General features: G+C 66.2%; 19 protein-coding genes and 1 tRNA gene. 7 read left to right on the top strand and 13 right to left on the bottom strand.

Annotated features, from left to right (window positions below; genetic code table 11):
- Window positions 1–359: 359 nt before the first annotated feature.
- The 12 genes from ACNQFN_RS03940 to ybgC form a co-directional block, all read right to left on the bottom strand.
- The gene (locus ACNQFN_RS03940; protein ID WP_418648021.1) at window positions 360–644 is read right to left on the bottom strand and encodes a hypothetical protein; all 285 of its coding nucleotides are present in this window, start codon (window positions 642–644) and stop codon (window positions 360–362) included.
- A gap of 227 nt (window positions 645–871) precedes the next feature.
- Window positions 872–947 (bottom strand) — tRNA-Lys (locus tag ACNQFN_RS03945).
- Window positions 948–1017: 70 nt separating this feature from the next.
- Window positions 1018–2124: a YeeE/YedE family protein gene (locus ACNQFN_RS03950; protein WP_418648022.1), complete on the bottom strand. Its 1107-nt coding sequence runs from the start codon at window positions 2122–2124 to the stop codon at window positions 1018–1020.
- Window positions 2125–2216: 92 nt separating this feature from the next.
- Window positions 2217–2921, bottom strand: coding sequence for a 7-cyano-7-deazaguanine synthase QueC (gene queC / locus ACNQFN_RS03955; protein ID WP_418648023.1), 705 nt, complete (start codon window positions 2919–2921; stop codon window positions 2217–2219).
- 46 nt (window positions 2922–2967) lie between these two features.
- Complete coding sequence (gene queE / locus ACNQFN_RS03960; protein WP_418648024.1) at window positions 2968–3639, bottom strand: 7-carboxy-7-deazaguanine synthase QueE; 672 nt, start codon at window positions 3637–3639, stop codon at window positions 2968–2970.
- Between the two features lie 7 nt (window positions 3640–3646).
- A complete protein-coding gene (gene ybgF, locus ACNQFN_RS03965) occupies window positions 3647–4357 on the bottom strand; it encodes a tol-pal system protein YbgF (protein ID WP_418648025.1) in 711 nt (236 codons plus the stop codon).
- 1 nt (window position 4358) lies between these two features.
- A complete protein-coding gene (gene pal, locus ACNQFN_RS03970) occupies window positions 4359–4877 on the bottom strand; it encodes a peptidoglycan-associated lipoprotein Pal (RefSeq protein WP_068639486.1) in 519 nt (172 codons plus the stop codon).
- 54 nt (window positions 4878–4931) lie between these two features.
- Entirely contained in the window at window positions 4932–6212 is a 1281-nt protein-coding gene (gene tolB, locus ACNQFN_RS03975) for a Tol-Pal system beta propeller repeat protein TolB (protein WP_068639487.1), read from the bottom strand.
- A gap of 54 nt (window positions 6213–6266) precedes the next feature.
- The gene (locus ACNQFN_RS03980) at window positions 6267–7178 is read right to left on the bottom strand and encodes an energy transducer TonB (protein WP_418648026.1); all 912 of its coding nucleotides are present in this window, start codon (window positions 7176–7178) and stop codon (window positions 6267–6269) included.
- Window positions 7175–7591, bottom strand: a complete 417-nt coding sequence (locus tag ACNQFN_RS03985; RefSeq protein ID WP_068639489.1) for an ExbD/TolR family protein — start codon at window positions 7589–7591, stop codon at window positions 7175–7177. Before ACNQFN_RS03985 ends, ACNQFN_RS03980 begins: the two co-directional genes overlap by 4 nt.
- 18 nt (window positions 7592–7609) lie before the next feature.
- A complete protein-coding gene (gene tolQ / locus ACNQFN_RS03990; RefSeq protein ID WP_068639490.1) occupies window positions 7610–8278 on the bottom strand; it encodes a protein TolQ in 669 nt (222 codons plus the stop codon).
- Window positions 8275–8757: a tol-pal system-associated acyl-CoA thioesterase gene (gene ybgC, locus ACNQFN_RS03995; protein ID WP_418648027.1), complete on the bottom strand. Its 483-nt coding sequence runs from the start codon at window positions 8755–8757 to the stop codon at window positions 8275–8277. Before ybgC ends, tolQ begins: the two co-directional genes overlap by 4 nt.
- Window positions 8758–8937: 180 nt before the next feature.
- Here ybgC and ACNQFN_RS04000 point away from each other — a divergent pair, with 180 nt between their 5' ends.
- From ACNQFN_RS04000 to ACNQFN_RS04020, 5 genes are all read left to right on the top strand, one after another.
- Window positions 8938–10095: an STAS domain-containing protein gene (locus tag ACNQFN_RS04000; protein ID WP_418648028.1), complete on the top strand. Its 1158-nt coding sequence runs from the start codon at window positions 8938–8940 to the stop codon at window positions 10093–10095.
- A 42-nt stretch (window positions 10096–10137) separates the two neighbouring features.
- Window positions 10138–10674, top strand: a complete 537-nt coding sequence (hslV, locus tag ACNQFN_RS04005) for an ATP-dependent protease subunit HslV (RefSeq protein WP_068639493.1) — start codon at window positions 10138–10140, stop codon at window positions 10672–10674.
- Between the two features lie 10 nt (window positions 10675–10684).
- Entirely contained in the window at window positions 10685–12019 is a 1335-nt protein-coding gene (hslU, locus tag ACNQFN_RS04010; protein ID WP_418648029.1) for an ATP-dependent protease ATPase subunit HslU, read from the top strand.
- 93 nt (window positions 12020–12112) lie between these two features.
- On the top strand, window positions 12113–12988 hold the full coding sequence (locus tag ACNQFN_RS04015; protein ID WP_418648030.1) for an AEC family transporter: 876 nt from the start codon (window positions 12113–12115) through the stop codon (window positions 12986–12988).
- 1 nt (window position 12989) lies between these two features.
- A complete protein-coding gene (locus tag ACNQFN_RS04020) occupies window positions 12990–13331 on the top strand; it encodes a cupin domain-containing protein (protein ID WP_418648031.1) in 342 nt (113 codons plus the stop codon).
- A 28-nt stretch (window positions 13332–13359) separates the two neighbouring features.
- Here ACNQFN_RS04020 and ACNQFN_RS04025 read toward each other — a convergent pair whose 3' ends face one another.
- On the bottom strand, window positions 13360–13941 hold the full coding sequence (locus ACNQFN_RS04025) for a hypothetical protein (RefSeq protein ID WP_418648032.1): 582 nt from the start codon (window positions 13939–13941) through the stop codon (window positions 13360–13362).
- 509 nt (window positions 13942–14450) lie between these two features.
- Here ACNQFN_RS04025 and ACNQFN_RS04030 point away from each other — a divergent pair.
- Both ACNQFN_RS04030 and ACNQFN_RS04035 read left to right on the top strand, forming a co-directional pair.
- Window positions 14451–14978 carry a pilin gene (locus ACNQFN_RS04030; protein ID WP_418648033.1) on the top strand — a complete coding sequence of 176 codons (528 nt, stop codon included), beginning with the start codon at window positions 14451–14453 and terminating at the stop codon, window positions 14976–14978.
- A 207-nt stretch (window positions 14979–15185) separates the two neighbouring features.
- Entirely contained in the window at window positions 15186–15500 is a 315-nt protein-coding gene (locus ACNQFN_RS04035; protein ID WP_418648034.1) for a hypothetical protein, read from the top strand.
- The last annotated feature ends 78 nt before the right edge of the window (window positions 15501–15578 follow it).

Consider the following 15578-nt stretch of genomic DNA (forward strand, 5'->3'; position numbering starts at 1 on the left):
TGCGAGCCGTGCGCCGGATGCAAGCCGGCGCGCAGCATGAGAGCGGTCCGGAACGCTTGTCGGGCGCGAAGACCACATCGGCCTGCAGCACACGGGTGCCGCAGCTTGTGTCTCGGAAAAACCGGGCGAACCCGCCAAAGGGCTCACCGGACGACACGGTAGGTCATTGAAGGGGAAGGGCCGCCCCTCGCATGCGCCACGGCGTCATCCAGGCCATGGGCGGGTGAGGCGGTCATCGGCTCGATGTTTCCGGGGCCACGGCAACAGCGGCGCCGTGGGGACGGAAGCGGCTTCGCCAATCTTCAGTGGCGGGCATGATACCTGCTTCTCGGGTGGCCTGTCCAATCGGGGTGTTGTAATCAAGTGCGGTGGGCGGGCGTCCGGTGTGCTTCGCCGCCGTCATCGCAATGGAAGCGGCAGCCGCTTCCGTGCCGGGCGGCGTGCCTGCCGCCTCGCTCCTTCGGTGGTCTTCCGCTGTCGGCGGTGACGACGACTTCCGGCAGCAGCCATTCCGTTTCGGCGGCCTGCATTGCGAGCAGCCCGCTCCGGGGTGTTTCGTTGCGGGGTTGGCTGGTGGCCGCAAAACCCAGCGCATGCACCGCGATGACGCCGGTGGCGATCAGTGCCTTCGTCCATGTCTTCATGTGCCTGCTCCTCGGATCGAGATGCCCGCCGTTCGGGCCGTGCTGCCATTTGAACAGGCGGATGTATCCTGGATTTTTCCAGGGCGGACGGATTTGCAGAGGCATGTATCCCGATACGGGTTGGACAATTCGGGATACATGCCGGGGCTTGGGTTGGCCGGTGCTGCGGGGGAGGCGAAAAAAACAAAACGCCAATCCTTTGACAGGATTGGCGTTTCATTTGAATTTGGTAGGCCGTGCAGGATTCGAACCTGCGACCAACGGATTAAAAGTCCGCTGCTCTACCAGCTGAGCTAACGACCCAAAAGAGAGGCGGAATTCTAGAAGCTGGAGGCAGCCACGTCAACAACGCACTGCCGTCTCCCGGCCTGGTTCAGGCTTCCCGCATCAGCAGCCAGTACTGGATCTTCATCGCGATGGCGCAGCCTGTGATGATGGCGGCGGTGGTGATGAAGGCGCCGACGGCCAGGGTGGACAGTCCGGTGATGCCCTGGCCGATGGTGCAGCCCAGCGCCGTCACGCCGCCGAAGCCCATCAGGATGCCGCCGATCATGTGGCGGGCGAGGTCGGGGGCGTCGCGGAAGCCTTCGAGGCGGAAGCTCTTCGACACCACGGCGTAGAGGGCCGAGCCGGCGATGACACCGAGCACGCTGGCGATGCCGAAGGTGACGATGCGGCTGGTGTCGCTCCAGAACATCAGCAGCTCGAGCGTGAAGGCCAGCGGCCCGACGAAGGTGAGGGATTCGGCGCGGCCGCTGTTGGTGGCGATGAAGGCTTCTTCCAGGGTTTCGGGGTGTTCGGCGACGTAGCCGATGTGGCCGGAGACGTACCAGCCGGCGATCACGGTGGCGCCGACGACCACGCCGCCGAGCCAGACGTCGACAGTGCGCGCATCGCGCTCGGCGACGGCCCACAGCAGCAGGATGATGCCGATCAGGCCGGCGGAGATCGCCAGTGCGCTGGCCGGCTCGATGCCGGCGGCAGCGATGAAGGCGGGAATGTCCTGGGTATGCGGCAGCTCTGCGGCGACGGTATCGAGGATGTTGACGCGCCAGACGGCGAACAGGCCGCGCAGCGTCATGTAGGCGCTGATGGCGAGGAAGACGAAGACCACCAGCGACTTGAGATTGCCGCCGCCGATGCGGATCAGGGTCTTGCTGCCGCAGCCCGAGGCCAGCGTCATGCCGACGCCGAAGGCGAGGCCGCCGACGATGTGCGACAGCCAGGTCAGTTTGCTGCCGGTGTAGATCGAGCGGGTGACGTCGATGAGTCCGGCCAGTTGCAAGGCGGCGGTGCCGAGGATGGCGACCGCGATGGCAACGACCCACATGCGCATGCGGCTCCAGTCGCCCATGTTGATGATGTCGGACACCGCACCCATGGTGCAGAAGTTGGTCCGATTGGCGACGAAGCCGAACACCGTGCTGACGGCGAAAGCGAGCCAGGCGATGGTGGAGGCGGAGACGATCGTTTCTTCCATGGTGCAGCCGGCAACGGGATGGCCGGCCATTCTAGGCGAAAACCCCGGCAGCGTTGAGCCGAAGGCTGCAGGGACGGTGCCCCGTGGCCGGGTCAGGCGTTGCGCAACTGGTAGGGCGTGGGGTCCGTCACGCCTGCGCCGGCGAAGCCTGCGGCGCGCAGGCGGCAGGCTTCGCAGCGGCCACAGGCGCGGCCGGCCTCGTCGGCCTGGTAGCAGGTGACGGTGATGCCGTAGTCGACGCCGAGCGCGATGCCGCGGCGGATGATGTCGGCCTTGCTGAGGTCGATCAGCGGTGCGTGGATGCGCAGGCGGGCGCCTTCGACGCCTGCCCGGGTGGCCAGGTTGGCCATCGTCTCGAAAGCCTGGATGAAGGCCGGGCGGCAGTCGGGGTAGCCGGAATAGTCCACCGCATTGACGCCGATGAAGATGTCGTTGGCGCCGAGGACTTCGGCCCAGGCCATGGCGATCGACAGCATCACGGTGTTGCGGGCGGGCACGTAGGTGACGGGGATGCCGGCGCTCTCGCCGTCTGCGGGCATGTCCTCGGGCACCTCGATGGACGGGTCGGTCAGCGCGGAGCCGCCGAACTGGCCGAGGTCGATGCGCGCGAGCCGATGCTCGCGGGCGCCCAGCGCCTGGGCGACGCGCAGCGAGGCCGTCAGCTCTGCGGTGTGGCGCTGGCCGTAGGCGACCGACAGGGCGTAGGCGTCGAAGCCCTGGTCGCGGGCGATGGCGAGGCAGGTTGCGGAGTCGAGGCCGCCTGACAGCAGGACGACGGCGCGTTTGGCTTGAGTCATCGGGAAAGCTTCCGATCTGTGGTGCCGGGGACGGCTGTGCCGCGGCTCAGCGGCCGCGGGCGTCGTTCCACAGCACTTTGTGCAGTTGCAGTTGAAAGCGGACCGGCAGGCGGTCGCGCACGACCCATTCCGCCAGCCGGGCGGGGTCGAGCGAGCCGGCGACCGGCGACAGCAGCACGGTACAGCGCTCGGCGATGCGGTGTTCGGCGATCTGGCGCTTGGCCCACTCGTAGTCCGCTTCGTCGGCCAGCACGATCTTGACTTCGTCGTGAGGCGTGAGCAGGGCGATGTTGGCGTACAGATTGCGTTCGACTTCGCCGGAGCCGGGCGCCTTGAGATCGACGACGCGCGACACGCGCGGATCGACCTTGCCGATGTCGAGCGCACCGCTGGTTTCGAGCGACACCGAGTAGCCGGCGTCGCACAGTGCGCGCATCAGCGCCAGGCAGCTCTTCTGCGACAGCGGTTCGCCGCCGGAGACGCAGACGTGCTTGAGGCCGTGGCCTGCGACCTCGTCCATGATGTCGTCGAGGCTGCGCGACTCGCCGCCGGTGAAGGCATAGGCGGTGTCGCACCAGGTACAGCGCAGCGGACAGCCGGTGAGGCGCACGAACACCGTCGGCAGGCCGACCCGGGTCGATTCGCCCTGCACCGAGGCGAAGATCTCGGTGATGCGCAGTTTGACGGCTGCTGCCGTCACTGTTTCGTTTGCCGTCACGCCGGCCTCAGCGCTGGCCGAGGCGCTGCCTGGCGACCTGGGCGGCGTTGCTCTGCGGATAGCGTTCGACCAGCGTCTGCAGCGTGCGGCGCGAGGTGGCTGCGTCGCCGATCGACTGCTGGCTGTTGGCCAGGCCGAGCAGGGCGTCGGGAGCGACGTTCTCGTTGGGCCACTTGGTCAGCACGGTGTTGAAGTGCTTGGTGGCGGCGTTGATGTCCTTGGCCTGCAGCGCGGCATTGCCTGCCCAGAAATGGGCGCCGGCGCTGAAATCGCCCGCGGGGTACCTGGCGACGAAGGCGTCGAAGGCGGCCAGTGCCTCGCGATGCTTGCCTTCCTTGAGCAGATTCAGCGCAGCCTCGTAGTCGGCGGATTCGGCGGCGGGGTCGCCGCCGCCGGTGGCCGTTGCACCGCCTGTCTCGATCTGGCGCAGACGGGTGTCGAGGTCGACGTAGAAGTCCCGCTGCCGCTGCTTGAGGGTTTCCACCTCGTTGACCAGCAGTTCGATCTGGCCGCGCAGGCGGGCGACTTCGGCACGCAGCTGTTCGTTCTGGTTGGCGAGCTCGAGCTGGCCGCGGCTGGTGGTTTCCAGCCGGCCCTCGATGTCCTGGCGCATGTCGGTGATCTGCCGGCGGGCCTCGTTGTCACCGAACAAAGCCGCTTGCGCGGCTCCGGCCGATGACAGGACGAGGATCACCGCCAGCGGCAGCAGGCGCTTCATCTCAGAACTCGCCCGAGTAGAGCATGTCGCCGCGGCGGTTCTCGGCGAAGCACGCTTCGGTGGGCGCGTCGCAGCGCGGCTTTTCCTCGCCCAGGCTGACGGACTCGATCTGCGCTTCGCGGGCGCCCAGCAGCAGCAGCGCCTGCTTGACCACGTCGGCGCGCTTCTGGCCCAGCGCGAGGTTGTACTCGCGGCTGCCGCGCTCGTCGGTGTTGCCCTGGATCAGCATCTTCATCTGCGGGTTCTGCACCAGGAAGCGGGCGTGGGCTTCGATCAGCGGCTTGGCTTCCGGCTGGATGACGTAGCTGTCGAAGTCGAAGAACACGCTGCGCTTGGACAGGATGTTGTTCGGGTCGGTCAGCGCGGCGATGCCCGAGCCGGCGGCGCTGTCGGCGGTGACGGTGGCGACGCCGGTGCCCGACGAGCGGTCTTCGACCTGGGCTGCAGTGTCGGTGGGGCCGGTGCTCGAGCACGCGGCCAGGATCAGCGACAGCAGGGCGGGGATTGCAAGCTTCTTCATGTGTGATGCTCCGGTATGTCTGGTTTTGAGACAGCAGTGGTTGTTGCAGCTTTGTTATTGCCGTGGCTGCGGACCCCAGGCGGGTTCGCGGACATCGGCGGCCTTCACCGTCAGGCGTTGCTTGATCCGCCCATCCGACGACACCGCCGACAGCACGCCCCGCCCGCCGCTTTCGGTGGCGTAGAGGATCATGCGGCCGTTGGGGGCGAAGCTGGGCGATTCGTCGCGTGCCGAATCGGTGAGGATCGTTGTCTGGCGGGAGGCGAGGTCCTGCACGGCCACCTGGAAGCGGCCGCCGTTGCGGGTGATGAAGGCAAGCAGCTTGCCGTCCGCCGACAGGCGCGGACTGACGTTGTAGTTGCCGTCGAAGGTCACCCGCTGGGCGCTGCCGCCGCCAGCGGAGATACGGTAGATCTGCGGACTGCCGCCGCGATCGGAAGTGAAGTAGATGTTGTTGTCCCGGCCCCAGAAAGGCTCGGTGTCGATGCCGGACGAGCTGGCCAGGCGACGCACGCCCGAACCGTCGGCGTTGAGCACGTAGAGCTGCGACTGGCCGTCCTTGGTCAGCACCACCGCGAGCTGGCTGCCGTCGGGCGACCAGGTGGGGGCGGAGTTGGAGCCCTTGAAATTGGAGACGACGCGGCGCTGGCCGGTGGCGAGCGTGTGCACGTAGATGATCGGCTTCTTCTGCTCGAACGAGACGTAGGCCAGGCGCTGGCCGTCCGGCGACCACGCGGGCGAGATGATGGGCTCGCGCGAGCGCAGCGCGGTGGCTGCGTTCATGCCGTCGGCGTCGGCGACCTGCAGCTCGAAGTTGGGGCCGCTCTTGACCACGTAGGCGATGCGGGTGGAGAAGTAGCCGGGCTGGCCGGTGAGTTTTTCGTAGACGAAGTCGGCGATGCGGTGGCCGACGAGGCGGTTCTGCGAGGCCGTCATCGGCAGCGCCATGGCGCCGAGTTCGAGCTGGGTCTGGGTGTCGAACAGGCGGAAGCGCACTTCGTAGCGGCCGCTGCCCTGGGCGACGACGCTGCCGGTCAGCACCGCGTCGGCGCCGCGGCCGCGCATCGCCGGCAGGTCGGGCATGACGGATTCCGGCAGCGCCAGCGGGCCGAGGTCGACCAGGCTGAACAGTCCGCTGCGATCGAGGTCGGCGCGTACCACGTCGGTGACGCTGTTGGGCAACTGGCCCTCGTGCTCGAAGATCGGGATGATCACCGGAAAGCGCGAGGCGCCGGCGCCGGTGATTTCGATCGAAAGCTGCGCGCGCGCGCCCAGCGCGAAGCCGGCCAGCACGATGGCCAGCAAGAGTCGGAAGAGGGTCAGGGTTCGTGTCATGTGAGGCCGCTCCAGCCGCAGATTATATCGATGGATTAAGTAGATAAGGCATGCTTAGTTGTCGGCCAGCGGACGGAATCTGAGTTCGAGCGTGCGCTGGAACAGAGCCGGGTTCGAAGGCGTGGGCAAGGGGTCCGAGGCCAGGATCGCGCGCTCGATGGCCTGGTCCAGCGCGGGTACGCCGGACGAGCGCTTGAGCCGTACGGCGAGCACGACGCCGGTCGGAGTCTGATCGACCTCGAAGACCGCTTCCGGGTTTCCCGACAGCCCCGGCGGCGGCAGGAGCTTGCCGCGTACCTTGGTGCGGATCGCATTCACGTACTTGTCCATTTCGCCCTGCGCGCCGGCGCGGGCGGCCTCCTGCCGCAGCATGCCTTCGAGCCGGGCGTTCTGCGCGGCCTGCGTTTCCTTTGCCAGCAGTTCCTTCATGTAGTCGTCCTGCGCAGGCTTGGGCTGAGGCTTGGCCGGGGGTTTGGGCTCCGGTTTCGGCTGAGGCTTGGGCTCCGGCTTGGGTGCGGGCTTCGGCTCCGGTTTGGGTGCGGGCTTCGGCTCCGGCTTGGGTTCCGGTTTCTTCGGCTCGGGTTTCTTCTGTTCCGGTTTCGGCTGAGGTTTGGGCTCCGGCTTTTTCTCCGGTGCCTTGGTGGCGATCTCGGGCTTGGCCGCCGGCTTGGGCGGTTCGGGTTTCGGCTCCGGCTTGGGAGGCGGAGGCTCCGGTTTGGGCTCGGGTTTCGGTTCCGGCCTGGGTTCGGGCTTCGGTGCCGGTTCGGGCTTCGGCGCCGGCTTCGGCGCCGGCGCGGCCGTTTCGGGTGCGCTGACGAGTCCGACTTCGAGCCCGGCCGGCGGCGGGCTTTGCCAGCGGACGCCGAAGAACAGGAACAGGAACAGGCCCAGATGGACCGCGATGGTCAGTCCGAGCGACTGCCATTTGCCCGGTGCCTTGCGCGGCGGTACGACGCGATCCCTCATTGCCGTGGCGTGCTGCTCTGAGTGATCAGGCTGATCTTGCGCACGCCGGCGCCGCGGGCGACTTCGAGCACGTCGATCACCTTCTGGTAGTCCAGCGTGCTGTGGGCGGCGACGAGGAAAGCCTGTTCCGGATTCTTCTCCAGCGCTTCCAGCAGCGCGGGCTGGAGCTGGTCGTTGCGCAGGGCGCGGGACGTGCCGCTGCTGCTGGCCCGCAGCCCGAGCTTGCCGTCGGCGGCCACTTCGATGACGAGTGCTTCGGCCTGCGGCGGGGGGGTGCCCGCGCTGGCCGAAGGCACTTCGATGGTGCCGTGCTGGATCATCGGCGCGGTGACCATGAAAATCACCAGCAGCACCAGCATCACGTCGATGTAGGGGACGACGTTGATCTGGTTCATCAGGCGGCGTTGACGCATGGCGGTCCTCCGTGTCCGTCAGCGCAGGTTGCGCTGCAGGATGTTGGAAAACTCTTCGATGAAGCTCTCGAAGCGGATGCCCAGGCGGTCGATGTCGTGCGCGAAGCGGTTGTAGGCGACGACGGCCGGAATCGCCGCGAACAGGCCGATCGCGGTCGCGACCAGCGCCTCGGCGATGCCGGGGGCGACCTGGGCGAGCGTGGCCGCGCCGACGCTGGAAAGCCCGCGGAAGGAGTTCATGATGCCCCACACGGTGCCGAGCAGGCCGATGTAGGGCGACACCGAGCCGACCGAGGCGAGGAAGGCGAGATGGGCTTCGAGGTCGTCGACTTCGCGCTGGTAGGTCGCGCGCATCGCGCGCCGCGCGCCGTCGAGGATGGCCGGGTGGTCGTGGCCCTTGGCCCGCAGCTTGGTGTATTCGCGGTAGCCCGATTCGAAGATGCGCTCCATGCCGCCGTTTTCGTTGCGGGTGGCGGCATCGAACAAGGTGTTGAGGTCGCCGCCGCTCCAGAAGTCGCGCTCGAACCCGTCGGTCTGGGTGCGCGCGGCGCGGATCTGGAACGACTTGCGGAAGATCCAGTACCAGGACACCAGCGACAATGCCGCGAGCAGGGCCATGACGAGCTGGACGAGGACGCTGGCCTGGCTGATGAGGCTGAGGATGGAAAGGTCGTGGGTGACGGTCATGCTAGGCTTTCGAGGTGGGCATGGAGATGGGCGTACAGCGGGGCCGGAATCTGCACCGGCTTCTGCCGCCGATGGTCGATGCAGGCGATTAGGACTTGGGCGGTGAACAGAAGTTGCCCGTCGCGCCGGATTTCCTGCTCGAACACCAGGCTGGCGCGGCGCAGGGTGGCGATGTGGCTGACGACCTGCAGGACGTCGTCGAGGCGGGCGGGCTGCAGGTAATCCGCCTTCACCGAGCGCACGACGAAGGCGATGCCGGCCGAATCCAGCAGCGCCTGCTGCTCGACGCCGAGCGCGCGCAGCCATTCGGTGCGCGCCCGCTCGCAGAAGCGCAGGTAGTTGGCGTAGTAGACGACACCGCCCGCGTCGGTGTCTTCGTAATAGACGCGGATCGGCAGGGCGAACGAAACCGCCGGGGACGGAAGGCCCTGCGGCAGGCGCTCCTGCGGTGGTGAGGCAGCGGCAATTTCTGGTTGCATCGCAGCATTCTATCCGAGCCTGTGAGGTCGTCCAGTGGCGCGTGAAGATGCGGACATTTACAAAACGTAATCCCCGCGAACGGCCGTGCGCGGGCCTGTTTTCGCAGGCGGATTGCGGGAAATGCTATCCTCCGTCCGGGTTCCTGGAGTCCGTGGCAAATACTTGGGACGAAGCACAGCGTGGCACTTTCCTTTTTCGGCCGGAAACGGCCGGGCGGTGAGCGGCAGACCGGGCCGGCCGAGGATGTCGGCGAAACCGGGCGCCCGTCGCCGACCGTGCTGTCCGAACTCGATTTCACCGGCACCGGGGCCGATCACGGCCTCTCCATGGCCGTGGGCGGCGTCGAGGTCCAGGAAGTCGGGGCCGGCATCGGTGCGGTGTTCGAAGAGGCGGCGATCCTGTACGCCAATGGCGGCGTGGCCGAAGCCGAGCAGGTGCTGACGGCGACGCTCGACGACCCGAAGGCGGCGACGGGCGAGGGGCTGTGGATGATGCTGCTGGATCTGTACCGCCTGACCGGCCAGCGCGAGCGCTTCGAGGCGCGCGTGCTCGACTACGCCATGCGCTTCGAGCGTTCGCCGCCGCCGTGGGTGGATTTGTCGCCCAAGGGAGGGCGCACGAGCGGGGAGCGCATGCCGGCGGTCGGCCTGTCCGGCAACCTGGCCGCCCAGGGGGAAACCCAGCTCGCCCAGATCGCTGCCGTCGCGCGTCGCAGCGGGACCGTGCGCATCGATGTCGGCAGGCTGCGCAACGTTGCGGATGCCGGCTGTAGCGCCTTGCTGACGCTGCTCGAAAGCCTGTTGGCCGAGCGTGTCAAGGTCAGCCTGTCGAGCGTCGAGCCTTTCATCGAGGATCTGGCCCGGCGGGCCGTCGCGGGCCAGGCGGAAGGGCGCGACACCTGGCTGCTGCTGCTCGAATTGTTGCAATTCACCGGCGATCAGCAACGCTTCGAAAACCTCGCCATCGACTACGCGGTCACGTTCGAGGAGTCGCCGCCGTCGTGGAAAGGCATCGCGGCGGCCGTGCCGAAGTGCGCCGAGCCGGAGGCGGACGCGGTGGCGGGTGACGTGCCCCGGCTTTGCGGCGAGCTGTGCGGGGCCGCGAACGAATCGCTGAAACGGCTCGCCAGCCTCGCGGCGGAGCGCAGGGAACTGAAGGTGGACTGTGCGCAGCTGCACCGGGTCGATTTCGTCTGCGCGGGCCTGCTGTTCAACATTCTCGCCACGGTCAAGGCTCAGGGTAAACTCGTGACCCTTTTCAACGTCAATGCCATGGTGGCGGCGCTGCTGCGCGTCATGAGCGTCGACCAGGTCGCGCACGTCACGCTGCGCCACTGAATCTATATAGCAACGCCGGCCGCGAGCCGGCGGGGAATCGTCATGGAACAATATCGCGGTACAACCATCCTGTCGGTGCGGCGCGGCAATCGGGTCGCCCTCGGCGGCGACGGCCAGGTCACGCTGGGCAACATCGTCATCAAGGCCTCGGCGCGCAAGGTGCGCACACTGTACGACGGCCAGATCCTGGCCGGTTTCGCCGGCGGCACGGCCGACGCCTTCACGCTGTTCGAGCGCTTCGAGGCCAAGCTCGACAAGCACCAGGGCAACCTGCTGCGTTCGGCGGTGGAGCTGGCCAAGGACTGGCGCACCGACCGCATGCTGCGCCGGCTCGAAGCCATGCTGGCGGTCGCCGACCGCGACCATTCGCTGATCATCACCGGCAACGGCGACGTGCTCGAACCCGAGCAGGGCATCGTCGCCATCGGCAGCGGCGGCGCCTACGCGCAGTCGGCCGCGCGCGCGCTGATCGAGAACACCGAACTGGCGCCGGCCGAAGTCGTCTCCAAGGCGCTCGGCATCGCCGCCGACCTCTGCATCTACACCAATCACCATCACACCATCGAAGTGCTGGATTGAGAGCGAACGCATGACCCAGATGACCCCGCCGGAGATCGTCTCCGAACTCGACAAGCACATCGTCGGCCAGGACAAGGCCAAGAAGGCCGTCGCCATCGCCTTGCGCAACCGCTGGCGCCGTGCCCAGGTGGAAGAGCCGCTGCGCAGCGAGATCACGCCCAAGAACATCCTGATGATCGGCCCCACCGGCGTCGGCAAGACCGAGATCGCCCGCCGCCTGGCGCGCCTGGCCAACGCCCCCTTCATCAAGATCGAGGCGACCAAGTTCACCGAAGTGGGCTACGTCGGCCGCGATGTGGACACCATCATCCGCGACCTGATGGAAATCGCCATCAAGGATGGCCGCGAGCGGGCGATGAAGCGGGTGCGCGACCGCGCCCTCGACGCCGCCGAGGACCGTGTACTCGACGCCCTGCTGCCGCCGGCGCGGGCGATGGGCTTCAATGCCGAGCCCGAGCCGACGCAGGATTCGGCCACGCGGCAGAAATTCCGCAAGAAGCTGCGCGAAGGCGAGCTGGACGACAAGGAAATCGACATCGAGGTGGCGGCGCCGTCGATGCAGGCCGAAATCTTCGCCCCGCCGGGCATGGAGGAACTGACCCAGCAGATCCAGGGCATGTTCCAGAACCTGGGCGGCGGCAAGAAGAGGCAGCGCAAGCTGAAGATCCGCGAGGCGCTGAAGCTGCTCGCCGACGAGGAAGCCGCGCGCATGATCAACGACGAAGAGGTCAAGCTCGAAGCCGTGCGCTCGGTCGAGCAGAACGGCATCGTCTTCCTCGACGAAGTCGACAAGATTGCCGCCCGCAGCGATGCGCACGGCGCCGACGTGTCGCGCCAGGGCGTGCAGCGCGACCTGCTGCCGCTGGTAGAAGGCACCACGATCTCGACCAAGTACGGCATGATCAAGACCGATCACGTCCTGTTCATCGCCAGCGGCGCCTTCCACCTGTCCAAGCCCAGCGACCTGATTCCCGAACTGCAGGGCCGCTTCCCGATCCGCGTCGAACTGGAATCGCTGTCGGTCGAGGACTTCGAGCGCATCCTCACCAGCACCGACGCCTGCCTGACGCGCCAGTACGAGGCGCTGCTGGCGACCGACGGCGTCGAGATCGATTTCACCTCCGACGGCATCCGCCGGCTGGCGGAAATCGCCTACCAGGTCAATGAAAAGACCGAGAACATCGGCGCCCGCCGCCTGTACACGGTGATGGAGAAACTGCTCGAGGAAGTCTCCTTCGAGGCGGGCAAGGCCACGCTCGGCAAGGTCGTGGTCGATGCGGCCTACGTCGACGGCCGGCTCGACATGCTGGCTCAGCGGGAAGACCTGGCGCGCTACGTGCTCTGAGCGCTCCTCCACTGCATGCGCCCCGGAAGCGGATGAAGTCCGCCCCCGGGGCGTTCCCGTTCATGGACGTGGCTTACTTTCTGCGAATTTCCCATGCTGATCCGAATCGTCGAAATCCTCTTCCCGCTCTTCGCGATCACCGCGCTGGGCTATTTCGTCGGCCGCCGCGTCAAGCCGGAGCTGTCCCACGCCAACAAGCTGAACATGGACGTGTTCGTGCCGGCGCTGGTGTTCGCGGCGCTCGCCAACAAGGCTTTCGACGTCAGCGCCTACCTGCCGCTGGTCCTTGCCACCACGCTGATGGTGGTCGGCTCCGGCCTCGTCGCCTGGGCCGTGGCGCGGGTGGCCGGCATCGAACCGAAGACCCTGGTGCCGCCGATCATGTTCAACAACTGCGGCAACCTCGGCCTGCCGCTGGCCGTGCTCGCCTTCGGCGAAGCCGCGCTGGCGCCGATGGTGGTGCTGTTCATGGTGTCGAACCTGATCCACTTCTCGTTCGGCGCCTGGCTGTTCGACCATCGCGTCAATGTGTTCACGGTCTGGAAAGTACCGTCGGTGCTGGCGACCTTCCTGGGCATCGCCGTCAGCCTGACCCAGTTCGAAGTCTGGCCGCCGCTGCTGACCGCGATCCGCATGCTGGGCGAAATCTCGATTCCGCTGATGCTGTTCGGCCTCGGCGTGCGCCTGGCGGGCTCGCGCATCGGCTCGATCGGCTTCGGGCTGTTCGGCGCCGTGCTGCGCCCGGTCGTCGGCATGGCGCTGGCGTGGGCCATCATGCTGGTGATCGAGCTGCCGCCGCGCGAGCAGGCGCTGCTGCTGGTATTCGGCGCGCTGCCGCCGGCGGTCCTCAACTACATGTTCGCCGAGCGCTACGGCCAGGAGCCGGACAAGGTGGCCTCGATGGTGCTGATCGGCAACGTCGCCGCCGTGCTGTTCCTGTCGATCGCGCTGGCCCTGGTGCTCGACTGACGTGAGCGCCTTCCGGCCCAGGCGGGGCAACCTTTACGCACCGCTGCCCGCGGCGGGCGCCGACGAGGATTTCCACACCCTGTTCGCCGGCGCGGCCTGCCGGGTCGAACGCATCGTGTCGCACGGCCACGCCAGCCCGCCGGGCTTCTGGTACGACCAGGCCGAAGACGAATGGGTCGTGCTGCTGCAGGGCGAGGCCGAACTCGGCTTTGCCGACGGCCAGCGCATCAGGCTGCTGCCGGGAGACTGGGTGGAAATCCCCGCCGGCTGCCGGCATCGGGTGGAATCGACCGCGCCGGCCACCGTATGGCTGGCCGTGCATTGCGCGCGCGGCGCGGATTGATCGGCCAGGCGGGCGAAGATTCGCCGGATCAGGGCAGGGGCCGGCCGGCGCCCTGCGCCTGTTCGGTCAGCGCCTGCAGCACCACTTCGCGCTCGATGCCGTCGAGCACCGCCTCCAGCGCGGTGGCGTCCAGCGCAGGGCGCGCCGGGTCTTCGAGAAAACGCAGCATGTGCGCGGCGGTGGCGTGGCCGCGCCGTGCCGCCTGGGCGATCCAGTCGATGCCCACGGCCTCGTCCGCCGCCACGCCGGTGCCGGCGACATGGCAGCGCCCCAGCCAGTGCATCGCCTCGGGGTACAGGTTCTGCGCCGCCTTGCGCAGCCAGGCCACCGCCTCGGCCGCCTGATCCTGGCCCAGCAGCAACAGCGCCAGGTCGCACTGCGCTTCCGGCCCGCCGGCATCCGCATCCTCGATCAACGCCCGGTCCTCGGCCGCCAGCTTCAGCGGCGACAGCGCAAGCACGTCATCGAGCGCAACACGGGTGGCCGCCCCCGGGGGCATTTCCCTGCCGCCGCCCTCCTGCCGCAGACTGCCATCGGCAATGCGCCGCCACAGCGTGCGGCGGCTCAAGCCGGTGATCGAAATCGCGGTGTTCAGGGAGATGAAGGACATGGCACCGGCCTCGCGGGGGAAGATGTTCGTGGGAAGGGCTGTCGGGAGCGCGGCAGCAGGCGCCAGGCCGGAAGCTCGCCGCCCGCTGATGCCGTGAAGCAAGAATCGTGACGCCGCCAGCACCATCGATGCGGCGCAGCCGATCCGGAATTGTAAACCGAGAACCCGAAGGCCCCGCCTGATCGCCTGGAGCTTGCTGGCCCAAGGCGATCCCTCACGCACTGCAAACACTGAAGCACGCCAGACGCGAATCTCGCCGATGGCATACAGACGCGGCAAGCCTTGGCACAGCAAGCCGTGCCAGCACTTGCCAATGGCGCAGCCCGCCGCGCCAGCCCCGGCCGTGGCACGGGCCGGCATGCCAGGGAAACGCCAAATAAATCACGGATTCAAGCCCTTTCAACCCTGATTCCGTCTGGCACGGAGGTTGCGAAAGGATGTACGGAAGGCGCCGTATCGATGCATGCGGCATCGGATTCCCATCTTTTCATCGTGCAAGGAGCAGGATCATGAAAAAGGCTCAACAGGGTTTCACCCTGATCGAACTGATGATCGTCGTGGCGATCATCGGCATTTTGGCGGCTATCGCCATTCCGCAGTATCAGGATTACGTCGCCCGTTCGCAGGTTTCCCGTGTGATGAGTGAGACCGCTTCGATGCGTACGGCGGTGGAAACTTGCATCATGGACGGTAAGACAACAATCACTCTCCCTGGTGGGACACCTGATGCAGATGAATGCCAGCTTGGTTGGACGAACAGCAATCTACTGGGTGATGACGCTGGCGGCGACTTTACAGTTCAGGATCCCGGTCTCGTCGTTACCATGCCTGCAGGTGCCGATGATGACACCGTTATTACTGCAACCTTTGGACAAGCTGCTGCGACCATTCTTCGTACAAAGCAATTGGCTTGGACGCGCACTCCGACAGGCGTGTGGGGTTGCAGTACTGATGTGGCCGTAACTTATCGGCCGGCTGGTTGCAAGGCTGAACTTGGTGCAGACCCTGAGGATACTGATCCCCCCGCCGGTGGTTGATCCTTAACAAAGAAATTTTCCAATAGGGCGTTTGGAGATTTTCTCCCGATGAATCCGGTGTTGGCAAACCAAGGTTTGACGACACCGGATTTGACAGAGCGGGTGACGGTGTCGGAGCGCTTTTTTTTGCCGCACTGTCAATTTTCATATTAATTTTCTCCAAAAAATTGAAGCGGTAATCAAGCAGAACAGAAATGGAGTGGCATCGTGATTAAATCCGTCATTCGGTTCTATGGTGTTCCTCCGGAGAGGCAGGAGGAGGCTGGTTTGCTTGATCAGCTCGGCGATGAAGTACAGACTTGTTATAGCTTTTGGGTGGTGGCATCTCCTGGGCTGACCTGTAACAGTGGTACCGCTTCCATTCTTCCGATTACATCTGATTCAATTGACTTGCGTGATATCAGTAAACATCATCACGATATGTCGGGGGGAGAAGCTGCAGCCTATGCCAAGGCAATTGAATTCTTAAAATCTCATGACTCGCTGTCTGGTCTTAGATTTTTCGAGCACAAAGAGCCGTAGTTCAGTCTGGTAAGCAATAACGGTAAGGTTGAGTGCGGAAATAGGAAACGTGTGAGCCAACTTTGGCAGATGGGTAGG

The sequence above is a fragment of the Thauera butanivorans genome, assembly GCF_048398245.1.
Lineage (GTDB): Bacteria > Pseudomonadota > Gammaproteobacteria > Burkholderiales > Rhodocyclaceae > Thauera > Thauera butanivorans.

Excerpts from the sequence above, each read along its gene's own strand:
- ACNQFN_RS03940 (WP_418648021.1), bottom strand. The coding sequence starts at position 644 with ATGAAGACATGGACGAAGGCACTGATCGCCACCGGCGTCATCGCGGTG.
- ACNQFN_RS03950 (WP_418648022.1), bottom strand. The coding sequence starts at position 2,124 with ATGGAAGAAACGATCGTCTCCGCCTCCACCATCGCCTGGCTCGCTTTC.
- queC (WP_418648023.1), bottom strand. The coding sequence starts at position 2,921 with ATGACTCAAGCCAAACGCGCCGTCGTCCTGCTGTCAGGCGGCCTCGAC.
- ybgF (WP_418648025.1), bottom strand. The coding sequence starts at position 4,357 with ATGAAGCGCCTGCTGCCGCTGGCGGTGATCCTCGTCCTGTCATCGGCC.
- pal (WP_068639486.1), bottom strand. The coding sequence starts at position 4,877 with ATGAAGAAGCTTGCAATCCCCGCCCTGCTGTCGCTGATCCTGGCCGCG.
- tolB (WP_068639487.1), bottom strand. The coding sequence starts at position 6,212 with ATGACACGAACCCTGACCCTCTTCCGACTCTTGCTGGCCATCGTGCTG.
- ACNQFN_RS03980 (WP_418648026.1), bottom strand. The coding sequence starts at position 7,178 with ATGAGGGATCGCGTCGTACCGCCGCGCAAGGCACCGGGCAAATGGCAG.
- ACNQFN_RS03985 (WP_068639489.1), bottom strand. The coding sequence starts at position 7,591 with ATGCGTCAACGCCGCCTGATGAACCAGATCAACGTCGTCCCCTACATC.
- tolQ (WP_068639490.1), bottom strand. The coding sequence starts at position 8,278 with ATGACCGTCACCCACGACCTTTCCATCCTCAGCCTCATCAGCCAGGCC.
- ybgC (WP_418648027.1), bottom strand. The coding sequence starts at position 8,757 with ATGCAACCAGAAATTGCCGCTGCCTCACCACCGCAGGAGCGCCTGCCG.
- hslV (WP_068639493.1), top strand. The coding sequence starts at position 10,138 with ATGGAACAATATCGCGGTACAACCATCCTGTCGGTGCGGCGCGGCAAT.
- hslU (WP_418648029.1), top strand. The coding sequence starts at position 10,685 with ATGACCCAGATGACCCCGCCGGAGATCGTCTCCGAACTCGACAAGCAC.
- ACNQFN_RS04015 (WP_418648030.1), top strand. The coding sequence starts at position 12,113 with ATGCTGATCCGAATCGTCGAAATCCTCTTCCCGCTCTTCGCGATCACC.
- ACNQFN_RS04025 (WP_418648032.1), bottom strand. The coding sequence starts at position 13,941 with ATGTCCTTCATCTCCCTGAACACCGCGATTTCGATCACCGGCTTGAGC.
- ACNQFN_RS04030 (WP_418648033.1), top strand. The coding sequence starts at position 14,451 with ATGAAAAAGGCTCAACAGGGTTTCACCCTGATCGAACTGATGATCGTC.